The sequence below is a fragment of the Bradyrhizobium rifense genome (genome assembly GCF_008123425.1).
Lineage (GTDB): Bacteria > Pseudomonadota > Alphaproteobacteria > Rhizobiales > Xanthobacteraceae > Bradyrhizobium > Bradyrhizobium rifense.
In genome coordinates this window covers 1-18,755 of the sequence record NZ_VSSS01000033.1, presented here as the reverse complement: position 1 = coordinate 18,755, position 18,755 = coordinate 1, and the positions used below count along the sequence as shown (strand labels likewise).

Annotated in this window: 18 protein-coding genes; 7 read left to right on the top strand and 11 right to left on the bottom strand. The window is 63.4% G+C overall.

All coding sequences use genetic code 11. The features are described 5' to 3' along the window. Nucleotides 1-17 precede the first annotated feature (17 nt). Complete coding sequence (locus FXB40_RS22380) at nucleotides 18-959, top strand: ABC transporter permease (RefSeq protein WP_148774368.1); 942 nt, start codon at nucleotides 18-20, stop codon at nucleotides 957-959. Nucleotides 960-962: 3 nt separating this feature from the next. Then, a complete protein-coding gene (locus FXB40_RS22375) occupies nucleotides 963-1,847 on the top strand; it encodes an ABC transporter permease (protein WP_148774367.1) in 885 nt (294 codons plus the stop codon). Here FXB40_RS22375 and cnbZ read toward each other — a convergent pair. The 10 genes from cnbZ to FXB40_RS22325 form a co-directional block, all read right to left on the bottom strand. Next, nucleotides 1,844-2,590, bottom strand: coding sequence for a 2-amino-5-chloromuconate deaminase CnbZ (gene cnbZ, locus FXB40_RS22370; RefSeq protein ID WP_148774366.1), 747 nt, complete (start codon nucleotides 2,588-2,590; stop codon nucleotides 1,844-1,846). The genes FXB40_RS22375 and cnbZ overlap by 4 nt on opposite strands. A gap of 9 nt (nucleotides 2,591-2,599) precedes the next feature. Further along, the gene (locus FXB40_RS22365) at nucleotides 2,600-3,850 is read right to left on the bottom strand and encodes an adenylate/guanylate cyclase domain-containing protein (protein ID WP_148774365.1); all 1,251 of its coding nucleotides are present in this window, start codon (nucleotides 3,848-3,850) and stop codon (nucleotides 2,600-2,602) included. Beyond that, nucleotides 3,847-4,236, bottom strand: coding sequence for a response regulator (locus FXB40_RS22360; protein WP_148774364.1), 390 nt, complete (start codon nucleotides 4,234-4,236; stop codon nucleotides 3,847-3,849). The genes FXB40_RS22365 and FXB40_RS22360 overlap by 4 nt, the downstream gene beginning before the upstream one ends. Then, entirely contained in the window at nucleotides 4,233-6,827 is a 2,595-nt protein-coding gene (locus FXB40_RS22355) for a sensor histidine kinase (RefSeq protein WP_148774363.1), read from the bottom strand. Before FXB40_RS22355 ends, FXB40_RS22360 begins: the two co-directional genes overlap by 4 nt. Nucleotides 6,828-6,881: 54 nt before the next feature. Beyond that, on the bottom strand, nucleotides 6,882-7,865 hold the full coding sequence (locus FXB40_RS22350) for an ABC transporter substrate-binding protein (protein WP_148774362.1): 984 nt from the start codon (nucleotides 7,863-7,865) through the stop codon (nucleotides 6,882-6,884). 123 nt (nucleotides 7,866-7,988) lie between these two features. Next, nucleotides 7,989-11,084 carry a MexW/MexI family multidrug efflux RND transporter permease subunit gene (locus FXB40_RS22345; protein ID WP_148774361.1) on the bottom strand — a complete coding sequence of 1,032 codons (3,096 nt, stop codon included), beginning with the start codon at nucleotides 11,082-11,084 and terminating at the stop codon, nucleotides 7,989-7,991. A gap of 68 nt (nucleotides 11,085-11,152) precedes the next feature. Next, the gene (locus FXB40_RS22340; protein WP_187437068.1) at nucleotides 11,153-12,346 is read right to left on the bottom strand and encodes an efflux RND transporter periplasmic adaptor subunit; all 1,194 of its coding nucleotides are present in this window, start codon (nucleotides 12,344-12,346) and stop codon (nucleotides 11,153-11,155) included. A gap of 1 nt (nucleotide 12,347) precedes the next feature. After that, nucleotides 12,348-13,049, bottom strand: a complete 702-nt coding sequence (locus FXB40_RS22335; protein WP_148774512.1) for a TetR/AcrR family transcriptional regulator — start codon at nucleotides 13,047-13,049, stop codon at nucleotides 12,348-12,350. Nucleotides 13,050-13,193: 144 nt separating this feature from the next. After that, nucleotides 13,194-13,784 (bottom strand): thiamine pyrophosphate-dependent enzyme, encoded by a 591-nt coding sequence (locus tag FXB40_RS22330; protein WP_148774359.1) that lies wholly within the window; start codon nucleotides 13,782-13,784, stop codon nucleotides 13,194-13,196. Next, nucleotides 13,781-14,323 (bottom strand): phosphonopyruvate decarboxylase, encoded by a 543-nt coding sequence (locus FXB40_RS22325; protein ID WP_148774358.1) that lies wholly within the window; start codon nucleotides 14,321-14,323, stop codon nucleotides 13,781-13,783. Before FXB40_RS22325 ends, FXB40_RS22330 begins: the two co-directional genes overlap by 4 nt. Nucleotides 14,324-14,429: 106 nt before the next feature. On the opposite strand from FXB40_RS22325, the gene FXB40_RS22320 reads away from it, so the two are divergent. The 5 genes from FXB40_RS22320 to FXB40_RS22305 all read left to right on the top strand — a co-directional run bounded on the left by FXB40_RS22320 (nucleotide 14,430) and on the right by FXB40_RS22305 (nucleotide 18,350). Then, entirely contained in the window at nucleotides 14,430-15,650 is a 1,221-nt protein-coding gene (locus tag FXB40_RS22320) for a cytochrome P450 (RefSeq protein WP_148774357.1), read from the top strand. Nucleotides 15,651-15,656: 6 nt separating this feature from the next. Further along, complete coding sequence (locus tag FXB40_RS49240) at nucleotides 15,657-15,827, top strand: hypothetical protein (RefSeq protein WP_246207838.1); 171 nt, start codon at nucleotides 15,657-15,659, stop codon at nucleotides 15,825-15,827. Next, nucleotides 15,779-16,333 carry a potassium channel family protein gene (locus tag FXB40_RS22315; RefSeq protein ID WP_246207836.1) on the top strand — a complete coding sequence of 185 codons (555 nt, stop codon included), beginning with the start codon at nucleotides 15,779-15,781 and terminating at the stop codon, nucleotides 16,331-16,333. The genes FXB40_RS49240 and FXB40_RS22315 overlap by 49 nt, the downstream gene beginning before the upstream one ends. 158 nt (nucleotides 16,334-16,491) lie before the next feature. Beyond that, on the top strand, nucleotides 16,492-17,706 hold the full coding sequence (gene rocD, locus FXB40_RS22310; RefSeq protein WP_148774356.1) for an ornithine--oxo-acid transaminase: 1,215 nt from the start codon (nucleotides 16,492-16,494) through the stop codon (nucleotides 17,704-17,706). A 326-nt stretch (nucleotides 17,707-18,032) separates the two neighbouring features. Continuing rightward, complete coding sequence (locus FXB40_RS22305; protein ID WP_148774355.1) at nucleotides 18,033-18,350, top strand: SdpI family protein; 318 nt, start codon at nucleotides 18,033-18,035, stop codon at nucleotides 18,348-18,350. Nucleotides 18,351-18,433: 83 nt separating this feature from the next. Here FXB40_RS22305 and FXB40_RS22300 read toward each other — a convergent pair. Beyond that, a partial coding sequence (locus tag FXB40_RS22300) for a transposase (RefSeq protein ID WP_148774354.1) occupies nucleotides 18,434-18,755 on the bottom strand: 322 nt, incomplete at its 5' end.

Sequence of the window (18,755 nt, the reverse complement as noted above, 5' to 3'; positions counted from 1 at the left end):
ACTCCCGGGACGCGAACATGTTGAACTTCCTCGCCCGCCGGATCGCGCAGATCGTACCGACACTGTTCTTCGTGTCGGTGCTGATCTTCTCGCTCCAGCAATTGCTGCCGGGCGATCCCGCTCTGGTGATGGCAGGTGAGGAGCGCGATCCCGCCGTGATCGAGCAGATCCGCCAGCAGTACAAGCTCGATCAGCCGATCCCCGTGCAATATGTCTATTGGCTCAAGGGCGTTCTCTCGGGCAATTTCGGTGAGTCCCTGCGCAACAAGATGCCGGTCCGCGAGCTGATCGCGCAGAAGCTGCCGGTGACTCTCCAGCTCGGCTCGATGGCGATGCTGATCGCCTTCCTGATCGGCATTCCCGCCGGCATCGTCTCCGCCGTGAAGAGAGGCACGATGTGGGATTATGGAGCCAACCTGTTTGCGCTCTGGGGCATCTCGACGCCGAATTTCTGGCTCGGGATCCTGCTGATCTTCCTGTTCTCGATCGAACTCGGCTGGCTCCCGGCCTCGGGCTATGTGCCGCTTAGCGAGAACTGGCGGGCGAGCCTTGCCGCCACCATCATGCCCGCCTTCGTGCTCGGCAACGCGATTTCCGCGGTGCTGATGCGGCATACCCGCAGCGCGATGCTCCAGGTGCTGGAGAGCGACTATGTCCGGACCGCGCGCGCGAAGGGTCTCTCTGAGCGCTCCGTGATCCTGAAACATGCCATGCGCAATGCGCTGACGCCGATCATCACGCTCGGCGCGCTCGAGCTCGGCACGCTGCTGTCCGGCGCCGTGCTGACCGAGCAGATCTTCTCCATTCCCGGGTTCGGCAAGCTGATCGTGGACGCTGTGTTCAACCGCGACTATGCCGTCGTGCAGGGCGTGGTGCTGGTGACCGCCACGGTCTACATCACGCTCAATCTGGTTGCCGACGTCGCCTATATCCTCGTCAATCCGCGGCTGAGGGGCTAGGCCATGACCGATGCCGCCCTGTCCGGCCCCCTTGTGCGAGCCGACGAGCTGGACAGCCCGGCGCGCCGCGCCCGGCGCCGCCTGTTCAAGCGCAAGGCAGCAGTCGCTGGCCTTGTGATTCTCACCATCTTCATCCTGCTTGCATTGCTGGCGCCTCTGATCGTGCCCTACGATCCCATCGCGACGAGCTGGAGCCTGGTGCGTAAGCCGCCCACAATGGGGCACTGGTTCGGCACTGACGAGCTTGGCCGCGATATCCTGAGCCGCGTCGTCTACGGCGCGCGGGCCTCGCTGCTGGCAGGTCTGATCTCGGTCGCGATCGCGCTCGGCATCGGTGTGCCGCTTGGCCTCGTCGCCGGCTACCGCGGCGGGTTCGTCGATGCGCTGATCAGCCGGATCACCGACGCGATGCTGGCCTGCCCGTTCCTGATCCTGGCGATTGCGCTGGCGGCGTTCCTCGGTCCGAGCCTTGGCAACGCCATGATCGCGATCGGCATCTCGGCAACGCCCATCTTCATCCGCCTGACCCGCGGCCAGGTGCTGAGCGTCAAGGCCGAGGACTATGTCGAAGCGGCACGCGCACTCGGCAATCCGCCCTGGCGCATCGCAGTCTCGCACATCCTGCCGAACATCTTGCCCGCACTGCTGGTTCAGGCCACGCTCTCGATCGCGGCGGCGATCATCGCCGAGGCGGCACTATCGTTCCTCGGCCTCGGCCAGCAACCACCGGCGCCATCTTGGGGCAGCATGCTGAACGCAGCGCAACGCTTCCTGACCCAGGCGCCCTGGATGGCCATCTGGCCGGGGCTGGCGATCTTCCTCGTGGTGCTGTCATTGAACCTGCTCGGCGACGGCCTGCGCGATGCCCTCGACCCGCGTCAGCGCTAGATTACAGTCTCCCGCATCACGCGCCGGCAATCCATCTCGTATTCGAGGTCGACCACCGGCGGCCGCGCAAAGTGCCAGGTGAGACCCGAGCGCAATGCGCCGTGCCGAACAAGTTCATCGACCAGCGCGTGATGGAAGTCGTGCACGGAATAGGCCTGCACGCCGGTGGTGTCCTTCCAGCCGAATCCGAACGCCGTCATCCGGTTCTCCATCTGCGACGTCGTGGTGAATCGCACCTTCTCGCGCAATCCCTCCGGGCTGAGGTCGCGATAGCGTACTGTGCGCTCGACATAGGTGCCGCTGCCCTCGCGCGCCTCGGCGCCGCCAGCAATGACGAAGGACGGCGCTTTGGAGTTCGTCGGGCGCGTGAAGGAGAACGCGTAGAACGACGGCTCGGACGGCGGATCGAGTTCAGGACAGACATTGCTGCGCGCCACCGGATTGGTGGTGCCGTCGAAGATGCGCCATTCCGACAGCGTCTTGACGTAATGCAGGTTGAACGCGCGGAATCCTTCCTCGCTGAAGGCGGCCGGCGAGCGCAGCTCGCAGGCACAGAAGGCCGTCAACGGACGACCTGCCTCCTGAATGAACTTTGCCGCAAGGGCAAACCCCTCGGCCAGAGGCACGAGGCGATCGAACCGGACGCGTTCAATCTCATAGCCATCATCGGCTGCAGCACCAGCAGAATACTGGAACACGGAGGGAATGAACCGATAGTTGCCGGCGGAGAATTCACGAATCATGACGAACTCCTAATCCAGTTGAATGCGGATACCCTTGCCGCCGTTGAGCAGGCGCCTCAGGTGAAATCCGGCGAGAGGATCATCCGCGTGCGCGCCGACCAGCGCGGCAAAGGCCGGCATGGCCGCGGTGTCGCCGGCTTCCATCTTGGCAAAGGCTTCGGAATATTGCGCCGCCTCGGGCGCCTCGAACCTTTCACGCGGCAATGGCTCGAACGCACGCAGCGGCTCGCTGCGCCCGCGGAGCATCAGATCGCCGACGGGACGCCCCTGAAAATTCTCGGCTGCCTCGGCGACACTGGAGCTGACACAGATGCGGGTGCCCAGCTGTTTGTTCGCAGCTTCCAGCCGCGCGGCGATGTTGATCGTGTCCCCATACGCGGTGTAGTCGAAGAAGCGGTTGCCGCCGAAATTGCCGACCAGCGCGGAGCCTGCGTGAATGCCGATGCGGGTGGTGCCGAACCTCACACCCTTTGCGCTCTGTCGCGCGCAAAAATCCTGCGCCCAGGCATCGAGATCGTGGGCGCAGGCAACCGCACGCGTCGCGTAGTCAGGCTGATCGCCGGGCGCATTGAACAGCACCTGGATCGCGTCGCCGATGATTTTTGCGACCGTCCCGTCATGCGCAAAGACGACCTCCGTCATCCCGCCGACATATTCGTTGAGGAGCGCGCCCAGCGTCTCGGGCGGCGCGGTCTCGACCAGCGAGGTGAAGCCGGTGATATCGGTGAAAATGGTCGCGACATCACGCCACTGCACTTCGATCCCCTGACCCTCAGCGCCCGCCGCCAGACGCTTGGCGAGCTCCGGCGAGAAGTGACGCGACAGGGCCGCATGAGCCCGCTCGGCCTCCGCCTGACGGCGCCTCACCTCGCGCAACATCTCGATGTGGCGAAGGGTCTTCTCGATCGTGGTCTCCAGGTCGGCGAAGTCGATCGGCTTGGTCAGGAAGTCGAACGCGCCGCGGTTCATGGCGGTGCGGATGTTGCTCATGTCGCCATAGGCCGAGACGATGATGGTCGACTTCTTCTCCTCGGCTTCCTGCAGCTTCTGCAATAGCGACAACCCGTCCATCCTGGGCATGTTGATGTCGGAGACCACCATGTCGACTTGCGGGTTCTGCTCGAGCGATTCCAGCGCCTCCAGGCCGTCGCGCGCGAATATGATGGCGACAAGCCCGTCGCGAATCTTCCTGCGGAATTTTTGCAGGATCAGCGCCTCGAGGTCGGGCTCGTCGTCGACGAAGAGGATGGTCGGAGTCATGCCGCCTGCTCGAGCCTCGTGTCGATCTGCTGGCGCAGCAGCGCAAAATCGATCGGCTTGGTGAGAAGCCCGGTGGCGCCCCGCTCGATCGCCTTGCGACGCGTCTCGGCATCGCCGTACGCCGTGATCATGATGACTGGAACGTTCGGATACTCGGCGCGCACCTTGGGCAGCATGTCGAGCCCGCTCATGCCGGGCATGTTGATGTCGGACAGGATCAGGATCAACGATGGGTCGCGAACCTCGGCCGCGAGCTTCAGCGCATCGGGCGCCGAGGGTGCGAACTCCATCTGGAAACGGCCGGCGCGCAGGTCGCGCCGAAACTGCTGCCGGAACAGCGCCTCGACATCGGGCTCGTCATCGACGACCAGGATGTAAACGTTCACGTCTTGCCTCCGGAAGTGCCGCCTGCTGGCATGACGCGCGGCAGGGTGATGATGAATTCGGTGAATACACCGGGCTCGGTGGTCACGTCGATCGTGCCGCCATGCTGTTTCACGACGATGTCATGGCTCATGGACAGACCAAGCCCGGTGCCCTCGCCGGCAGGCTTGGTGGTGAAGAAGGGATTGAACATCTTCTCCTTCACGTCCTGCGGAATGCCTGTACCATTGTCGCGGATCCGGATCTCGACCTTGTCGCCGAGATTCTTCGTCGCGGCGCTCAGGGTCGGCTCGAATCCATCCGCGGCGCTCTCCTTGCGCTTGGTCGCAGCATAGAAGCCGTTCGAGATCAGATTGAGAAAGACGCGGGTGATCTCCTGCGGATAGACGTCGGCTACCCCCGCGTTCGGATCGAGGTCGCGCCGGAGTGTCACGTTGAACGACGGCCGTTCGGCGCGCGCGCCGTGATAGGCCAGATTGAGGCTCTCCTCCACGATCGCATTGATGTCGGCGGGGCGATGCTCGCCTGAGCCTTCGCGCGAATGCAGCAGCATGTTCCTGACGATGGAATCGGCGCGCTTGCCGTGCTGCACGACCTTCTCGAGATTGCTCTTGAGCATCCCGGTCAGCTCGTCCACCTCGTCCTTGGTCTTGCCGTCAAGCGATGCCGTTTGCAGGACCTCGTTGAGCTCGTCGATCAGCTCGGTCGAGATCGACGAGAAATTATTGACGAAATTGAGCGGGTTCTTGATCTCATGGGCGATGCCAGCCGTCAGCTGGCCGAGCGAAGCCAGCTTCTCGGTCTGGATCAGGCGGCCCTGAGCCGCGCGCAACTCATCAAGGGACTGCGAGAGCTCCATCGTGCGTTTGCGCAACTCATTCAGCAGCCGCGCATTCTCGATGGCGATGACGGCTTGCTTCGTGAAATTCTCGACGACAGAGATCTGCTTGTCGGTGAACGGACGGACTTCCTTGCGATAGACTGCGATCGTGCCGATCAGCTCGCTCTCCCTCAGCATCGGCACGACGACGATCGTGCGAGCGCCGGCCACATCGGAGATTCCGCGAATGCTTGCTCCTCCAGCAATATAGGCAGGCGTGTTTTGCACATCGTGAACGTGAACGACCTGACGTGTCTCGACCACGGCGGCGAGCGCACTCTCCGGATGAGGACGGATCGCAACATCCCGTCGCGAAGCTGCGAACGCAGGCGGCACGTTGTAGTCAGCCGCGATGGTGAAGCCTTCGCCGTCCCACAGGTTCATGATCCCGAAACTCGCGCCGCAGACGCGCGTGGCATTCTCGAGCAATTTGTGGAACACCGGCGTGAGTTCGCCGGGGGACGAACTGATCACCTGGAGCACCTCCGAAGTCGCTGTCTGCTGCTCCAGCGACTCCCTCAATTCAGCCGTACGTACCTCGACCTTCTTTTCCAAATCGGCATAGGATTCCTGCAAGCGCGCGCCCATGTCGTTGAACTGGTCGGCAAGGCCTTCGAGCTCGTCCCCGGTCTTAATCGAGATGCGCTGAGAGAAGTCGCCGGCGCCGATCCGCTCGGCGCCGATGCGCAATGCCTGGATCGGGCCGACCATGCGGCGCGCAAGGAAGATCCCGGCGAGCACCGCGAAGATCGACGCCGCGAGCAGCACAATCGCAAGCCTCTGCAACGAGGCATAGAGCGCCGCATAGGCCTCCTCGACCGGCAGCTCGACGAACATGGTCCAGCCGAGGGGGGCGATCGGCGCGGACGCCGTCAAAACCTTCTGCCCCTGAATGTTGGTCGCCTCCTGCAAGGCGTCCGGCATGACACCGCTGCCGGCGAGCGCAGCGCGCACCTGCGCCAGTCCCGACAGGTCGGTGTTGCGCAAAACCAGGCTGATATCAGGATGCGCGATCAGGCGCCCCTCCGGGCCCACCACATAGGCGTGTCCGTGCTCGCCGACCTTGATCTGGGACACGACATCCCAGATCAGCTTGAGATTGACCTCTGCAATGCTGACGCCCGCATCCTTGCGCGCGCCAGCCTGCGCGAGCGTCATGTAGGGCTCCGACTCCCGGCGGAAATAGACCGGCCCGTAATAGACCTTGTGCGCGACGGCTTCGGTGAACTTCGGATCGCTCGACAGGTCAATGCCGCTGTCGATCGCGTCCATCGCGAGCCGCGAAACGCGAAGACGCTCTCTGCCGGTCGCGTCGACCTGGGCGAGCTCGGTGATCGCCGGCACTTGACGCAGCAACCGCAGCGCGTCGAACCGACGCGGCTCAATCGAGCCCGCCGACCACGGAAGTTGCGTAGTCCAGCCGAGCTGGCTCTCGATCTCCTTGACGAACTGGCTGATCTTGGCGGCTGCCGCCTCGGCCTGCTCGTGCTGGACACGGATCAGCGAGGCTTTGTGCTCCCGATAGTAGAACAAGACCTCGAACAGGCCGTTGGCGAGCAGGGCGACGGCGACCACGGCCACGAACAGCGCGACATATTTGGTGAACAGCCGCGTCCTGATCCCCCGTCCCGCCTCAGCGGACGCGGCGCCGCCCGTGGCCGCGCGCGGCAGCGGTCTGGTTTGCGGGGTATCGGGATGGACGGAAATGCTCATTCCCCCAAGCCTAGCAAGAAGGCCGGACCTTGTCTCTCGCCGCAGCGCACAAGGCTACTCGATGACCTCGTCGGCAAGTGCCAGCAGCGTCGGAGGAATTTCAAGTCCGGTCGTCTTGGCCGTCTTGAGATTGATCACCAGGGGATAGCGGGTCGGCAGCTCGAACGGCAGATCGCCGGGATTTGCCCCGTTGAAAATGCGGGCGACCAGGGCGGCGGCCCGCTCGAAGGATTCCGAGGAATCCGCGCCATAGGACATCAGACCGCCGTCGCGAGCGAACTCGTCGAATTCGTAGATCGCCGGCAGCTTTCTGGCGGCCGCGAACTCAAAGACGCGCTCGCGATTGAGAATGGTCAGCGCGTCCGCCACCATCAGGATGCCGTCGGGCAGATCGTCATTCATTGCCGAAAAGGCTTCGTTGAAATCGTCGGGTTCGCGCACGCCGAGCGCCTGCACGGTCAGTCCAAGCGCCTGGGCCGCCTTCGCGGACGCCTGATAGCGCATGGTCATGCCGAGATCGTCCTTGTTCCAGAGCATCGCGACCTTGGTCAGTTTCGGCGACACCTCCTTGAGCAGCGACAGCCGCTTGGCGCTGAGTGTCGCTGCGACGTCCGAAATGCCCGTGATCTTGCCGCCTGGATGCGCCAGGCTCTCGATCAGCTTGGTCTCGACGGGATCACCGACGCCACTGGCCGCAACTGTGGTAATGCCGGCCGCCTTGGCGGCCATGGCCGTCGGGTAGCCGATGATCACGATGGCATCAACGTTCTTGGCCTTCAGCTCAGCAATCAGCGCGGGTAGCATCGCGACATCGCCCAACGCGCCCCGCGCTTCAAAGGTCAGGTTGCGGCCGAGCTTGAAACCGCGCTCTTCAAGCACCTTGATCAGAATCTGGCCGCCCCGGCTCTCAGCCGTAACCGGTGCGATCGGCGTCACCGTACCCAGGCGATAGACGCGGCCTGGCGTATCGGCCGACGCCATGTCCGGGCGCGCCAATGCCGCGCCGCCAAGCACTGCCAAAAATGCGCGCCTCTTCATCCGACAACCCGCCTCAAGCGCGCAATCACGGCGCTGCAGCGATCATACTACGAGATATCGCGCGACAAAAAAAAGCGGCAACAGCGATGGCTGTTGCCGCTTCGCACGCAAATTGAGCCTTGGTCAGGTCGTCCGCAGCGCCTTGGCGTCGAGGTCGAGCTCGTTCATCTGCTTGTTCCGATCGGAATCTGCGGCTGCGCGATGGTCGGTCGCCAGCACGACGTAAACCGCTGGCAGCACGAACAGGGTGAACAGCGTGCCGATCGACATGCCGGCGACAACCACGAGACCGATCGAGAAGCGGCTGGCCGCACCGGCGCCGGTTGCGGTCAGCAGCGGGATCAGCCCGGTGACCATCGCAGCCGTCGTCATCAGGATCGGACGGAGACGGATGCGGGCCGACATCTCGATGGCCGAGCGGCGGTCGAGTCGCTCCTTGACCTGGAGCTCGTTGGCGAACTCCACCATCAGGATGCCGTGCTTGGTGATCAGGCCCACCAGGGTGAGCAGGCCGACCTGGGTGTAGATGTTCATGGTGGCCGCGCCGAAGAACAGCGGGATCAGCGCGCCCACGATCGCCATCGGCACCGAGATCATGATCACGAACGGATCACGCAGGCTCTCGAACTGCGCCGCCAGCACCAGGAAGATGATGATCAGTGCGAAACCGAAGGTGATCGCGAGCTGATTGCCTTCCTGCACGTACTGCCTGGAGTCCGCGAGATAGTCGTGGCTGAAGCCGGCCGGCATCTTCTTGGCCTCGCCCTCAAGGAAGTCCACCGCCGCGCCGACGGTCACGCCGGGCATCGGCACGGCCGAGAACGTCGCCGAGTTGAGCTGATTGTAGTGCGTCAGCGAATTCGGGTCGGTCCTGGTCTTGATCGAGACCACGGTCGACAGCGGCAGTTGCTGGCCGGTGCTGGTCGTCACATAGTAACCGCCGAGCGACTCCGGTGACAGTCTGTCGGCGCGCGGCACCTGCGGGATCACCTGGTAGGATCGGCCTTCGAGATTGAAGCGGTTGATATAGTTGCCGCCGAGCAGAACCGCGAGCGTAGAGCCGAGGTTCTGCATGTTGACGCCCAGATCCTGCGCCTTGCTACGGTCGATCGTGATCTGAACGCTCGGCTGGTTAAAGGCGAGGTCGCTGTCGGAGACGATGAACATGCCGCTCTTGCGGGCAGCGTCCTTCAGCTTCTCCATCTGCTCAAAGACGGTCTGGTAGCCCGCGGTGGAGTTGATGACCATCTGCACCGGCAGACCGCCCGGACCACCCGGCAGCGGCGGCAGGTTGAACGCGAAGGCCTGCACGCCCTCGATCTTGGAGAGCTCGGCCTGGACCAGCGGCTTCAGCGAGATCGACGACCGCTTGCGCTCATCCCACGACTTCAGCAGCATGCCGGCAATACCGCCTTGCGGACCGTTGATGCCGTTCAGCACGAAGCGCAGGTCGGTCTCGGGGAATTTCTGGAACTCCTTGTCGAGCTTCTCGCCGTAGAAATCGACATAGTCGATGTTGGCGTATTTCGGCGCCTTGGTCACCGCGAACACGATGCCCTGGTCTTCCTCAGGCGCCAGCTCCTTCGAGGTGTGCATATAGAGGAAGCCGACGAGCCCGAGGATCGTGATCGCGAACAGGCCGGTGATGGCCTTGTAGTCGAGCGAGCGGTCAAGCCTGCGGCCGTACCAGCGCGTCAGCGCGCCGAACACCTTGTTGACGAGCTTGGCGAAGCGGCCCTCTTCGGTGTTCTTGAGGAGCACCGAGCACATCATCGGCGACAGTGTCAGCGCGATCACGCCGGACACGATCACCGACCCCGCCAGCGTGAAGGCGAATTCGCGGAACAGCGAACCGGTCAGACCGCCGAGGAAACCGATCGGGGCGTACACCGCCGCGAGCGTGATGGTCATCGAGACGACGGGGCCGACGATCTCGCGCGCGCCTTCGAGCGCCGCCTGTACCGGTGTCTTCCCTTCCTCCAGATGGCGGTGGATGTTCTCCACCACCACGATGGCGTCATCGACCACGAGGCCGATCGCCAGCACCATCGCGAGCAAGGTCAGCAGGTTGAAGCTGAAGCCCAGCGCCAGCATCAGGGTACAGACGCCGATCATCGACAACGGGATGGTGACGACCGGAATGATGACCGAACGGAGCGAGGCGAGGAACAGGAAGATCACCACGATCACGATGATCACGGCTTCGCCCAGCGTCTTCTCCACCTCGTCGATCGAGGATTGGATGAACTTGGTCGAGTCGTAGGCGACCTTCATCTTCATCGACGGCGGCAGATTGCGCTCGAGCTCCGGGAACAGCGCCCGCACGCCCCTGACCAGCGTCAGCGGATTGCCTTGCGGCGTCGCGTTCACACCGATGAAGATCGCATGCTCGCCGTTGAAGGCGACGCTCGCGTCGGTACTCTGCGCGGCAAGTTCGACCGTGGCGATATCCTCCATCCGGACGAAGCCACCGTCCTTGGCCTTGACGATCATCTTCCGGAACTGGTTGACGTCGGTCAGGCTGGTGTTCGTCGAGACGTTGGAAACGATGAGATAGCCTTTGGTCTGTCCCGCCGCGGACTGGAAATTGTTGGCGGCGATCGCGGCCGAGACGTCGGCCGGCGACACGTTGCGGCCGGCCATCTTCACCGGGTCGAGCCACAGCCGCATCGCAAAGGTCTGACCGCCGAGAATGTCAGCCGAGGCCACGCCGTCGACGGTCGACAGCACCGGCTGCACCACGCGCGTCAGATAATCGGAGATCGCCGAGCCCGACAGCTCCTCGGAGGAGAAGCCGAGATACATCACGGCCGTTGTCTGGCCTGTGGTCTTGGTGACGATCGGGTCGTTCGATTCCTTCGGAATCAGATATTTGACCGAATTCGTCTTGGCCAGCACCTCGGTGAGCGCCTGGTTCGGATCGAAATTCAGCTTGATGTAGACCTGAATCGTCGAGGTGCCGAGCACCGACGACGAGGTCATGTAGTCCACGCCTTCGGCCGAGGCGACCGCTTGTTCGATCGGCGTCGTGATGAAGCCCTGGATCAGGTCCGCAGAGGCGCCGGGATAGACGGTCGTAATGTTGATGACCGTGTTCGACAGCTTCGGGTACTGCCGGATCGGCAGCACCATCGCCGCGCGCAGTCCGATCAACAGGATCAGCAGGCTGACGACGACCGACAGAACCGGGCGCTTGATGAAAATATCAGTAAAGGCCATCGCGGCGATCTCGATTTCTATGTCTCAAGAAACGTGATCCGGCCAAGCCGGATCACGTGCGTGTATTGTCAGTAGCGCGGCGGTTGCGCCGGGATCTGCGGGGCCGGGTCGCTCGAAATCGCAACGGCGGCACCCGACTGCAGCTTGAGCTGGCCGACGGCGACGACCTTGTCGCCCGGCTTCACCCCCTTGAGGATTTCGACGCGACCGCCGACCCGGCTGCCGGTCTGCACGAAGGTGCGCACCGCGCTCAGGCTGGTCTTGCCGTCCTCGCCCGTCTTCTCGGTAATCACGAACACCGAGTCGCCGTACAGCGTGTAGTCGACTGCAGTCTCCGGCACGGTGGTGACGGCCGCCTTGTCCGGCAGCACCACCGTGGTGGTGACGAACATGCCGGGCTTCAGGATCTTCTCCGGATTGGAGACGGTCGCCTGCACCCGGATGTTGCGGGTGTCGGCCGCGACCTGCGGTTCGATCGTGGTGACCTTGGCGTCGAAGATGCGACCCGGATAGGCGTCGACCTTCAACCGGACCGACTGCCCGACCTTGAGATTGGCCGAATCCTTTTCCGTCACGGTGAAGTTGGCCCACAGCTCCGACAGATCGGTCAGCGAAACGATCGCCGTGCCGGCGGTGAGATACTGGCCGACCTCGACCTTGCGCACGCCGAGATCGCCGGAGAACGGGGCGCGGACCAGCTTCTGCGAGATCAGCGCTTCGGTCTTGGCGATGCCGGCCAGCGCCTGGTCGTAGGCGGCCTGCGCGGAATCGACGGTCGCCTGCGGACCGAACTGGCGCGACGCCAGTTGCTTGGCGCGGTCGAGCGACAGCTGCGCGACCGTTGCCTGCGCCTTGTAGTTGGCAAGGTCACCCTGGTCCGGCGCGTCGAACAGCTGCACCAGCGGCATGCCGGCTTCGACATGGGCGCCCGGCTCGAACTTGATCTCGGTGACGCGGCCATTGACGTCGGCGCTGACATCGACCTGGTGCACGGCGGCGAGGCCGCCGACTGCGGTGAGCAGGTTCGGCACCACCTCGGACTTCGCTTCCGCCGCGCTGACTGCGGTCGGCGGCGGCTTGTTGTTGGCGAAGAACTGCTTGATCATCTGGCCACGGAAATAATTGAACCAGACGAGGCCACCGACCAGCGCGCCCAGGAGCGTGCCGACGATGATGAACCAGAGCACCGGCCGAACCGGACGCTTGGGAGCCTTGCTGTCGATCGGTTCGCCCGAAATCTTGTGTTCGGCTACGATGTTCATGTCATGCGCTTTCTGCAATCGCCGTCTTGCCCGCATCCGCGGCCTGATCGCGGCCCAAATGCGAAGCAATTGCGGCGTCGTTAAGTCCGATGCCTCTCAAAAGAAACTCACAGAGCTGCCGCTCCAATTCGTTCGCCCTGCCGTAAGCGAGACAGGGTACGGACGGCAGCCTGGTCAGCGCAGCGGTCATCACCGTATGATGCGCGAACCAGAACAGGTTGAGCGGTTCGCTGCCACTCGCCCGCGCATCGCCGGCGCCGACCGCGCGTTCGAGCGAGGCGACGAAGACCGCTCCGATCAGCGTCTCGATCTTGGCATATAGCAAACGAGCGAATTCGCCGTCATCCAGATGACTGGTGGCCATCAGTCGCAGGCGCTGCGCCTCCTCCTGGTCGGGGCCATCGACGATCAGCAGGAAATGCTGGACCATGCCGCGGATCAGTTCGACCAGGGTGGCTGTCGACGGCTCCCGCTCGAGCAACTCCATGAGCGCCGGGTCCGCCTCGCACTCGTCAGCAAGGATTTCGGCATAGAGCGCCGCCTTGGACGGGAAATGCTTGAACAGCAGCGCCTCGGAAATGGCAGCAGCGGCCGCCACGCTCTTGGTCGTGGTGCCGGTATAGCCGTGCCGGGCAAAGCAGCGTTTTGCGGCTCCGAGGATCAATTGACGCCTCAGGTCGCTCGTCATACGCAATGAGCTCATGCTGGTGAGTAAGCACTCACCCACGCAAAAGTCAAGCCAAATGGTGCGACGCAACCTAGATGGGTGGGGATCTGTTGGAAATCGGTCACAGCTTACCGCCGCGCGAGTGAACGCTGCCCGCGGGAACCAGATCAAGGACCGGCGTCAGATCGGCTGGAAGCCGAGGTCGCCGCGGATCCGGTTGACGATGTAGGTCCCGTCCCGGCTCGGCAAGATCCGCTCAACGCTGGCGCCGTCGATCTTCACATTGGCAAAGCGCGGGCCCGCCGAGAGGTCGTGGACGGCTTTGGCGAAGGCTTCCACCTCAGCCATGGTCGAGATCGCCCGGCTGTCGGCGATGCCGCAGGCCCTGGCGACGCCGACGAGGTCGGCAGCAGCCGAGGTGTGGCTGGTCTGGCCGCCGGTCTCGCCATAGGCCTCGTTGTCGAGCACGACGATCGAGAGGTTGGACGGCTTCTGCAGGCCGATGGTGGCAAGGCTGCCCATCCCCATCAGCATCTCGCCGTCGCCGGTGATAACCAGCACCGGCAATTTTGGCTGCGCCAGCGCGAGGCCCAATCCGATCATCGCAGCACCGCCCATGCCACCCCAGAGATAGAAGTTGCGGGCATGATCGCCCGCGGCGGTGATGTCGTTGGTGGAGGCACCGAGGCCGCCGATCGCAACCACGTCGTTGCGGTTCGCAAGCAGCGCGGACACCACGTTGCGGCGGTCGAGGAGATTGGCCTTGCTCATTTGGTGAAAACCTTGGCGCCGATCAGACGCTGCGACAGCAGGACGGCGGTGGGCGTCAGCGCGTTGTAGGCTTGCGCCGCGGCCGCCTCCAACACCGCCGGCACCTCGGCTGCGTTCGAGGAGCGCAACACCTTGACGCCGGACAGTTCGAACACGCCCTGCGTGGTCGAGCCCATCGGCACCTGCCACGGATTGAACTCGCCCCACTCGCCGCGCATGGTCACGAGGGTGAGAAACGGAAAGCGCAGGATCGGGATCAGTGACAACATGTTGATGCAATTGCCGACGCCGCTCGACTGCATCAGCAGCACGCCGCGCTGGCCGCCGGTCCAGGCGCCGGCGAGCAGCGCCACGCCCTCCTCCTCCGTCGTCAGCGGAATGCCGCGCATCGTGGAAGAGCCGAGCACGCGCTGGATCAGCTTCGAATGGCCGGCATCGGGCACGTAAGGCACCTGCCGGACGTCGAAGCGCTGCAAGGTCACGAAAATATCGTCCGGCCAGTTCGGGGCCGTGTCGGAAGCATCAGCGCGGGCGTGCATTTTTCTGTCCGGTCGGCTAGCAAATCACAGCGAGACTGTAGACGGTGATCAGCACGGCTCGAAAGAGCGAAAACGGCATATCGGTCTCAACCGGTGAGTATGGCGCATGAACGCAGCTGCGAAAGAATTGGCGGCCAATTTCGATCTGGCGAAGCTGACGAGCGAATTCTACGACGATCCCTACCCGACTTATCGTGCACTGCGGGAGAACGAGCCGGTCAAGCGCCTGCCGAACGGCACCGTGTTCCTGACCCGCTACGACGACCTCGTCACCACCTACAAGAACACGAAGTCGTTCAGCTCGGACAAGAAGCGCGAGTTCGCGCCGAAATATGGCGACACCCCGCTCTACGAGCACCACACCACGAGCCTCGTGTTCAACGATCCACCGGCGCACACCCGCGTGCGGCGCTTGATCATGGGCGCGCTGTCGCCGCGCGCGATCGCCGGCATGGAAGGCGACCTCATCAAGCTGATCGACAGCCTGCTCGACGCCATCGCCGCCAAGGGCGATTGCGAGCTGATCGAGGATTTCGCCGCCTCCATCCCGATTGAGGTGATCGGCAATCTCCTCGACGTCCCCCATGACGAACGTGGGCCGCTGCGCGACTGGTCGTTGGCCATTCTGGGTGCGCTCGAGCCCGTCGTATCGCCCGACGTCGCCGCGCGCGGCAACAAGGCGGTGACGGATTTCCTTGCCTATCTCGAGACGCTGGTCGCGCGCCGGCGTCAAAAGCCGGGCAATCCCGAGCGCGACGTGCTGACGCGCCTGATCCAGGGTGAAGACAACGGTGAGCGGCTGACCGAGAAGGAGCTGCTGCACAATTGTATCTTCCTGCTCAATGCCGGCCACGAGACGACCACCAATCTGATCGGCAACGGCCTCGTCGCGCTGCATCGAAATCCGGACCAGAAGCGGCGGCTGATCGACAATCCAGATCTCATCAAGACCGGCGTCGAGGAGATCCTGCGCTACGAAAGCTCGAACCAGCTCGGCAATCGCATGACGACCGAGCGGGTCGAGCTCGGCGGCGTGCTGCTCGATACCGGCACGTCGGTGACGCTGTGCATCGGTGCGGCCAACCGCGACCCCGCGCAGTTTCCCGACCCCGAACGCTTGGACGTCGCGCGCACCCCGAACCGGCATCTGGCGTTTGCCACGGGCGCGCATCAATGCGCCGGCATGGCGCTGGCCCGGCTCGAAGGCGCAATTGCGATCTCGCGTTTCCTGGCGCGCTTCCCGGACTATGCGGTGAGCGGCCAGCCCGTGCGCGGCGGCCGCGTCCGGTTCCGCGGCTTCCTGAGCGTCCCCTGCTCGATCGGCTGAGGCGTCATGAACATCGATCAATTGCGCGAACGCTGGGCCGATCCGGCCCTGACGGTGCTGACAGTGCTGCTGGTGATCATGATGTTCGTGATCTCGCCGTTGCAGGCGCTGGGCTTTTTGCATTCCAGGTGTCCGAGCTGGTGCTCGCGCTGCTGCTGGTCTGCGGCATCTTCGTGATTTCCGGCAGCCCGGTCGCGGTCATCGGTATGCTGATCGCGCTCGGCATGATCGTGACCGGCGCGATCCTGCGGATCAAATCGCCGTCCATTCTCGACCTCAATCTGTTCGCAGGTTCGTGGTTCATCGTGGGAGCGACGATGGCCTGGGCGGTCGCGCGCCAGACTTTTGCGCCGGGGCGCGTGACCTATCATCGCGTGATCGGCGCGATCCTGCTTTATCTGACGGTCGCGATCATCTTCGCGGCCCTCTACACCTTCATCGGTTCGCTCGATGCGGACGCCTTCGTCAGCATGAAGGTGGAAGACAGTCCGAGGCTCGCAAGCGAGGTCATCTATTTCAGCTTCGCGACGATGACCACGACCGGATACGGCGACGTCGCCCCGCTGCATCCGGTTGCGCGCAGCCTGTGCAACATGGAAGCCATCTTCGGCCAGCTCTATCCGGCGACGTTGCTCGCGCGCCTCGTCACGCTCGAGATCGAGCATCGCAGGCAGGACTCCTGACTAGGCCCCGCCAACCCAAAAAGTCGAAAACAACCCCATGCACAGTAGCTGACAGCTCGGCCGAAAATCCCCCGGTGGATACGCAGAACCATTTGACACGCCGGAGCAAATCGGCAGCATCGCGCACATCCCAGGCGGCCCAAGGGGAGTGACGAAAAATGAGCTCGTCGGTCATTGATCTCCTCGCAACGGAAGCACGCTTCGGCGCCCATAATTACCAGCCGATCGGGGTCGTCCTGACGCGCGGCGAAGGTGTCTGGGTCTGGGATACCGAAGGCAACCGCTATCTCGATTGCCTCTCCGCCTATTCGGCGGTCAGCCAGGGCCACTGCCACCCCAAGATCCTGGCGGCGATGGTGGAACAGGCGCACCGGCTGACGCTGACCTCGCGCGCCTTCCACAACGACCAGCTCGCCTTGTTCTACGAAGAGATCGCGGCGCTGACCGGCTCCCACAAGGTGCTGCCGATGAACAGCGGCGCCGAGGCGGTCGAAAGCGCGATCAAGTCGGTGCGCAAATGGGGCTATGAGGTGAAAGGCGTGCCGGACGGCCAGGCCGAGATCATCGTCTGCGCCGACAATTTCCACGGACGCACGCTGGGCGTCGTCGGCTTTTCAACGGACGCCGAGACGCGCGGACACTTTGGGCCGTTCGCGCCGGGCTTCAGGATCATCCCGTTCGGCGACGCAGCGGCGCTGGAAGCGGCGATCACGCCGAACACGGTCGCATTTCTGGTCGAGCCGATCCAGGGCGAGGCCGGTGTCATCATTCCCCCTGCCGGCTATTTCACCAAGGTTCGTGAGCTCTGCACGGCCCACAACGTCATGCTGGTGCTCGATGAGATCCAGACCGGGCTCGGCCGCACCGGCAAGCTGCTCGCCGAGCAGCACGAGGGCATCGAGGCTGATGTGACGCTGCTCGGCAAGGCCTTGTCCGGCGGCTTCTATCCGGTGTCGGCCGTGCTCTCGAACAACGACGTGCTCGGGACATTGCGACCCGGGCAGCATGGCTCGACCTTCGGCGGCAACCCGCTGGCCTGTGCGGTTGCGCGCGCGGCGATGCGCGTGCTGGTCGAGGAAGGCATGATCGAGAACGCGGCCACGCAGGGCGCGCGCTTTCTGCAAGGCTTGAAGGACATCCGCGCCAACACGATCCGCGACGTGCGCGGGCGCGGCCTGATGCTGGCGGTCGAGCTGCATCCCGAGGCCGGCCGCGCGCGCCGCTACTGCGAGGCGCTCCAGGGCAAGGGCATCCTCGCCAAGGATACCCATGAGCACACGATCCGCATCGCCCCGCCGCTGGTGATCACCAGCGACCAGGTCGACTGGGCGCTCGAGCAGTTCGCGACGATCTTGACGCAGGATTTCTCTTGAGAGGGCCGCATTGAGGATCGCCATGCCGGCCGCGGCCGACAACGAACCATTCCGCCACTTGTGCGCTGAAAGTTGTGGCGGATTACGATAGGCGCGGACTCATAAACCGAGCTTGATTGGTGCAGGCCTGCCCAATGTCCGTTATGGCCCGGTAGCGATCACATTCCGCACCGCGTCGAAACGACGCGATGGGCCATAAGCGGCCGTCGCGTAATCGGTCAACCGGACAGCAACCATAAGAAATTGACGCGAGCGGTTCCATTTAGACAAGCATAGATCGCTTCTTCGCCTCGCGATAAGTTTGGCCGGTTTGGAAGGCGCAAAGCATGCTACCCGCAGATTACGTATTTGGCTTCGCTGTTGCGTTGGTGGTCGCATTCAACCTTTATATTGGTCCTCGGATCGAACGCGACCGCGTTGCAATGCAATGGGGACCAAACGGCGAGCCAACATGGTACGCTCCAAAATGGTTAGCCATGTGGGGAATGATTATCTTCATGGCGGCCGTTCGGCTCTTCATTTGGTCGGCTTCGACATATGCGCCGCAGCATGTGCACGGTGCTGATTTAGGGATAGTCATTTTCTCGCTGATCGCCGCCGGTTCTCACCTGTTCGTTTTGATGAAGGCGAGAGCGCCCCTCTGAGCGGTCGCGAAGTCGGCTTGGGGTCTTGGTCGTGTAAAAACGCCTTCCGCGGGAGGGCGGTGAGAAGCCAGGACGGTTCGGTCTCAGGCCGCGATCGCAGCGATCAGCGGCTTGATCCCGACGATGTTCATGACCCTTGTTAGATTGTAGGCCAGAACCGAAAGAGCCATCTCGGCGGCTACTTTTGGAAGGGTTCTGGTCAGGAAGTGTGTCGCGCCCATGCGGGCCTTCATGGTGCCAAACGGATGCTCGACCGTCTCGCGACGCACGCGCATAGCTTGTGCGTTTGCATCAAGGCGCTGCTGCACAGCTTCGAGCAGATGTTCATGCTCCCATCGAGGAATCCGCCGCTCCGGCCCTGTCGTGCATTGCGATTTGAGCGAACATTTTTGACAGGCTGTGGTC

What these genes read in the sequence shown, in the direction of transcription:
- FXB40_RS22380 (WP_148774368.1), top strand. Translation starts at nt 18, where the DNA reads ATGTTGAACTTCCTCGCCCGCCGGATCGCGCAGATCGTACCGACACTG.
- FXB40_RS22375 (WP_148774367.1), top strand. Translation starts at nt 963, where the DNA reads ATGACCGATGCCGCCCTGTCCGGCCCCCTTGTGCGAGCCGACGAGCTG.
- cnbZ (WP_148774366.1), bottom strand. Translation starts at nt 2,590, where the DNA reads ATGATTCGTGAATTCTCCGCCGGCAACTATCGGTTCATTCCCTCCGTG.
- FXB40_RS22365 (WP_148774365.1), bottom strand. Translation starts at nt 3,850, where the DNA reads ATGACTCCGACCATCCTCTTCGTCGACGACGAGCCCGACCTCGAGGCG.
- FXB40_RS22355 (WP_148774363.1), bottom strand. Translation starts at nt 6,827, where the DNA reads ATGAGCATTTCCGTCCATCCCGATACCCCGCAAACCAGACCGCTGCCG.
- FXB40_RS22350 (WP_148774362.1), bottom strand. Translation starts at nt 7,865, where the DNA reads ATGAAGAGGCGCGCATTTTTGGCAGTGCTTGGCGGCGCGGCATTGGCG.
- FXB40_RS22345 (WP_148774361.1), bottom strand. Translation starts at nt 11,084, where the DNA reads ATGGCCTTTACTGATATTTTCATCAAGCGCCCGGTTCTGTCGGTCGTC.
- FXB40_RS22340 (WP_187437068.1), bottom strand. Translation starts at nt 12,346, where the DNA reads ATGAACATCGTAGCCGAACACAAGATTTCGGGCGAACCGATCGACAGC.
- FXB40_RS22335 (WP_148774512.1), bottom strand. Translation starts at nt 13,049, where the DNA reads ATGAGCTCATTGCGTATGACGAGCGACCTGAGGCGTCAATTGATCCTC.
- FXB40_RS22330 (WP_148774359.1), bottom strand. Translation starts at nt 13,784, where the DNA reads ATGAGCAAGGCCAATCTCCTCGACCGCCGCAACGTGGTGTCCGCGCTG.
- FXB40_RS22325 (WP_148774358.1), bottom strand. Translation starts at nt 14,323, where the DNA reads ATGCACGCCCGCGCTGATGCTTCCGACACGGCCCCGAACTGGCCGGAC.
- FXB40_RS22320 (WP_148774357.1), top strand. Translation starts at nt 14,430, where the DNA reads ATGAACGCAGCTGCGAAAGAATTGGCGGCCAATTTCGATCTGGCGAAG.
- FXB40_RS49240 (WP_246207838.1), top strand. Translation starts at nt 15,657, where the DNA reads ATGAACATCGATCAATTGCGCGAACGCTGGGCCGATCCGGCCCTGACG.
- rocD (WP_148774356.1), top strand. Translation starts at nt 16,492, where the DNA reads ATGAGCTCGTCGGTCATTGATCTCCTCGCAACGGAAGCACGCTTCGGC.
- FXB40_RS22305 (WP_148774355.1), top strand. Translation starts at nt 18,033, where the DNA reads ATGCTACCCGCAGATTACGTATTTGGCTTCGCTGTTGCGTTGGTGGTC.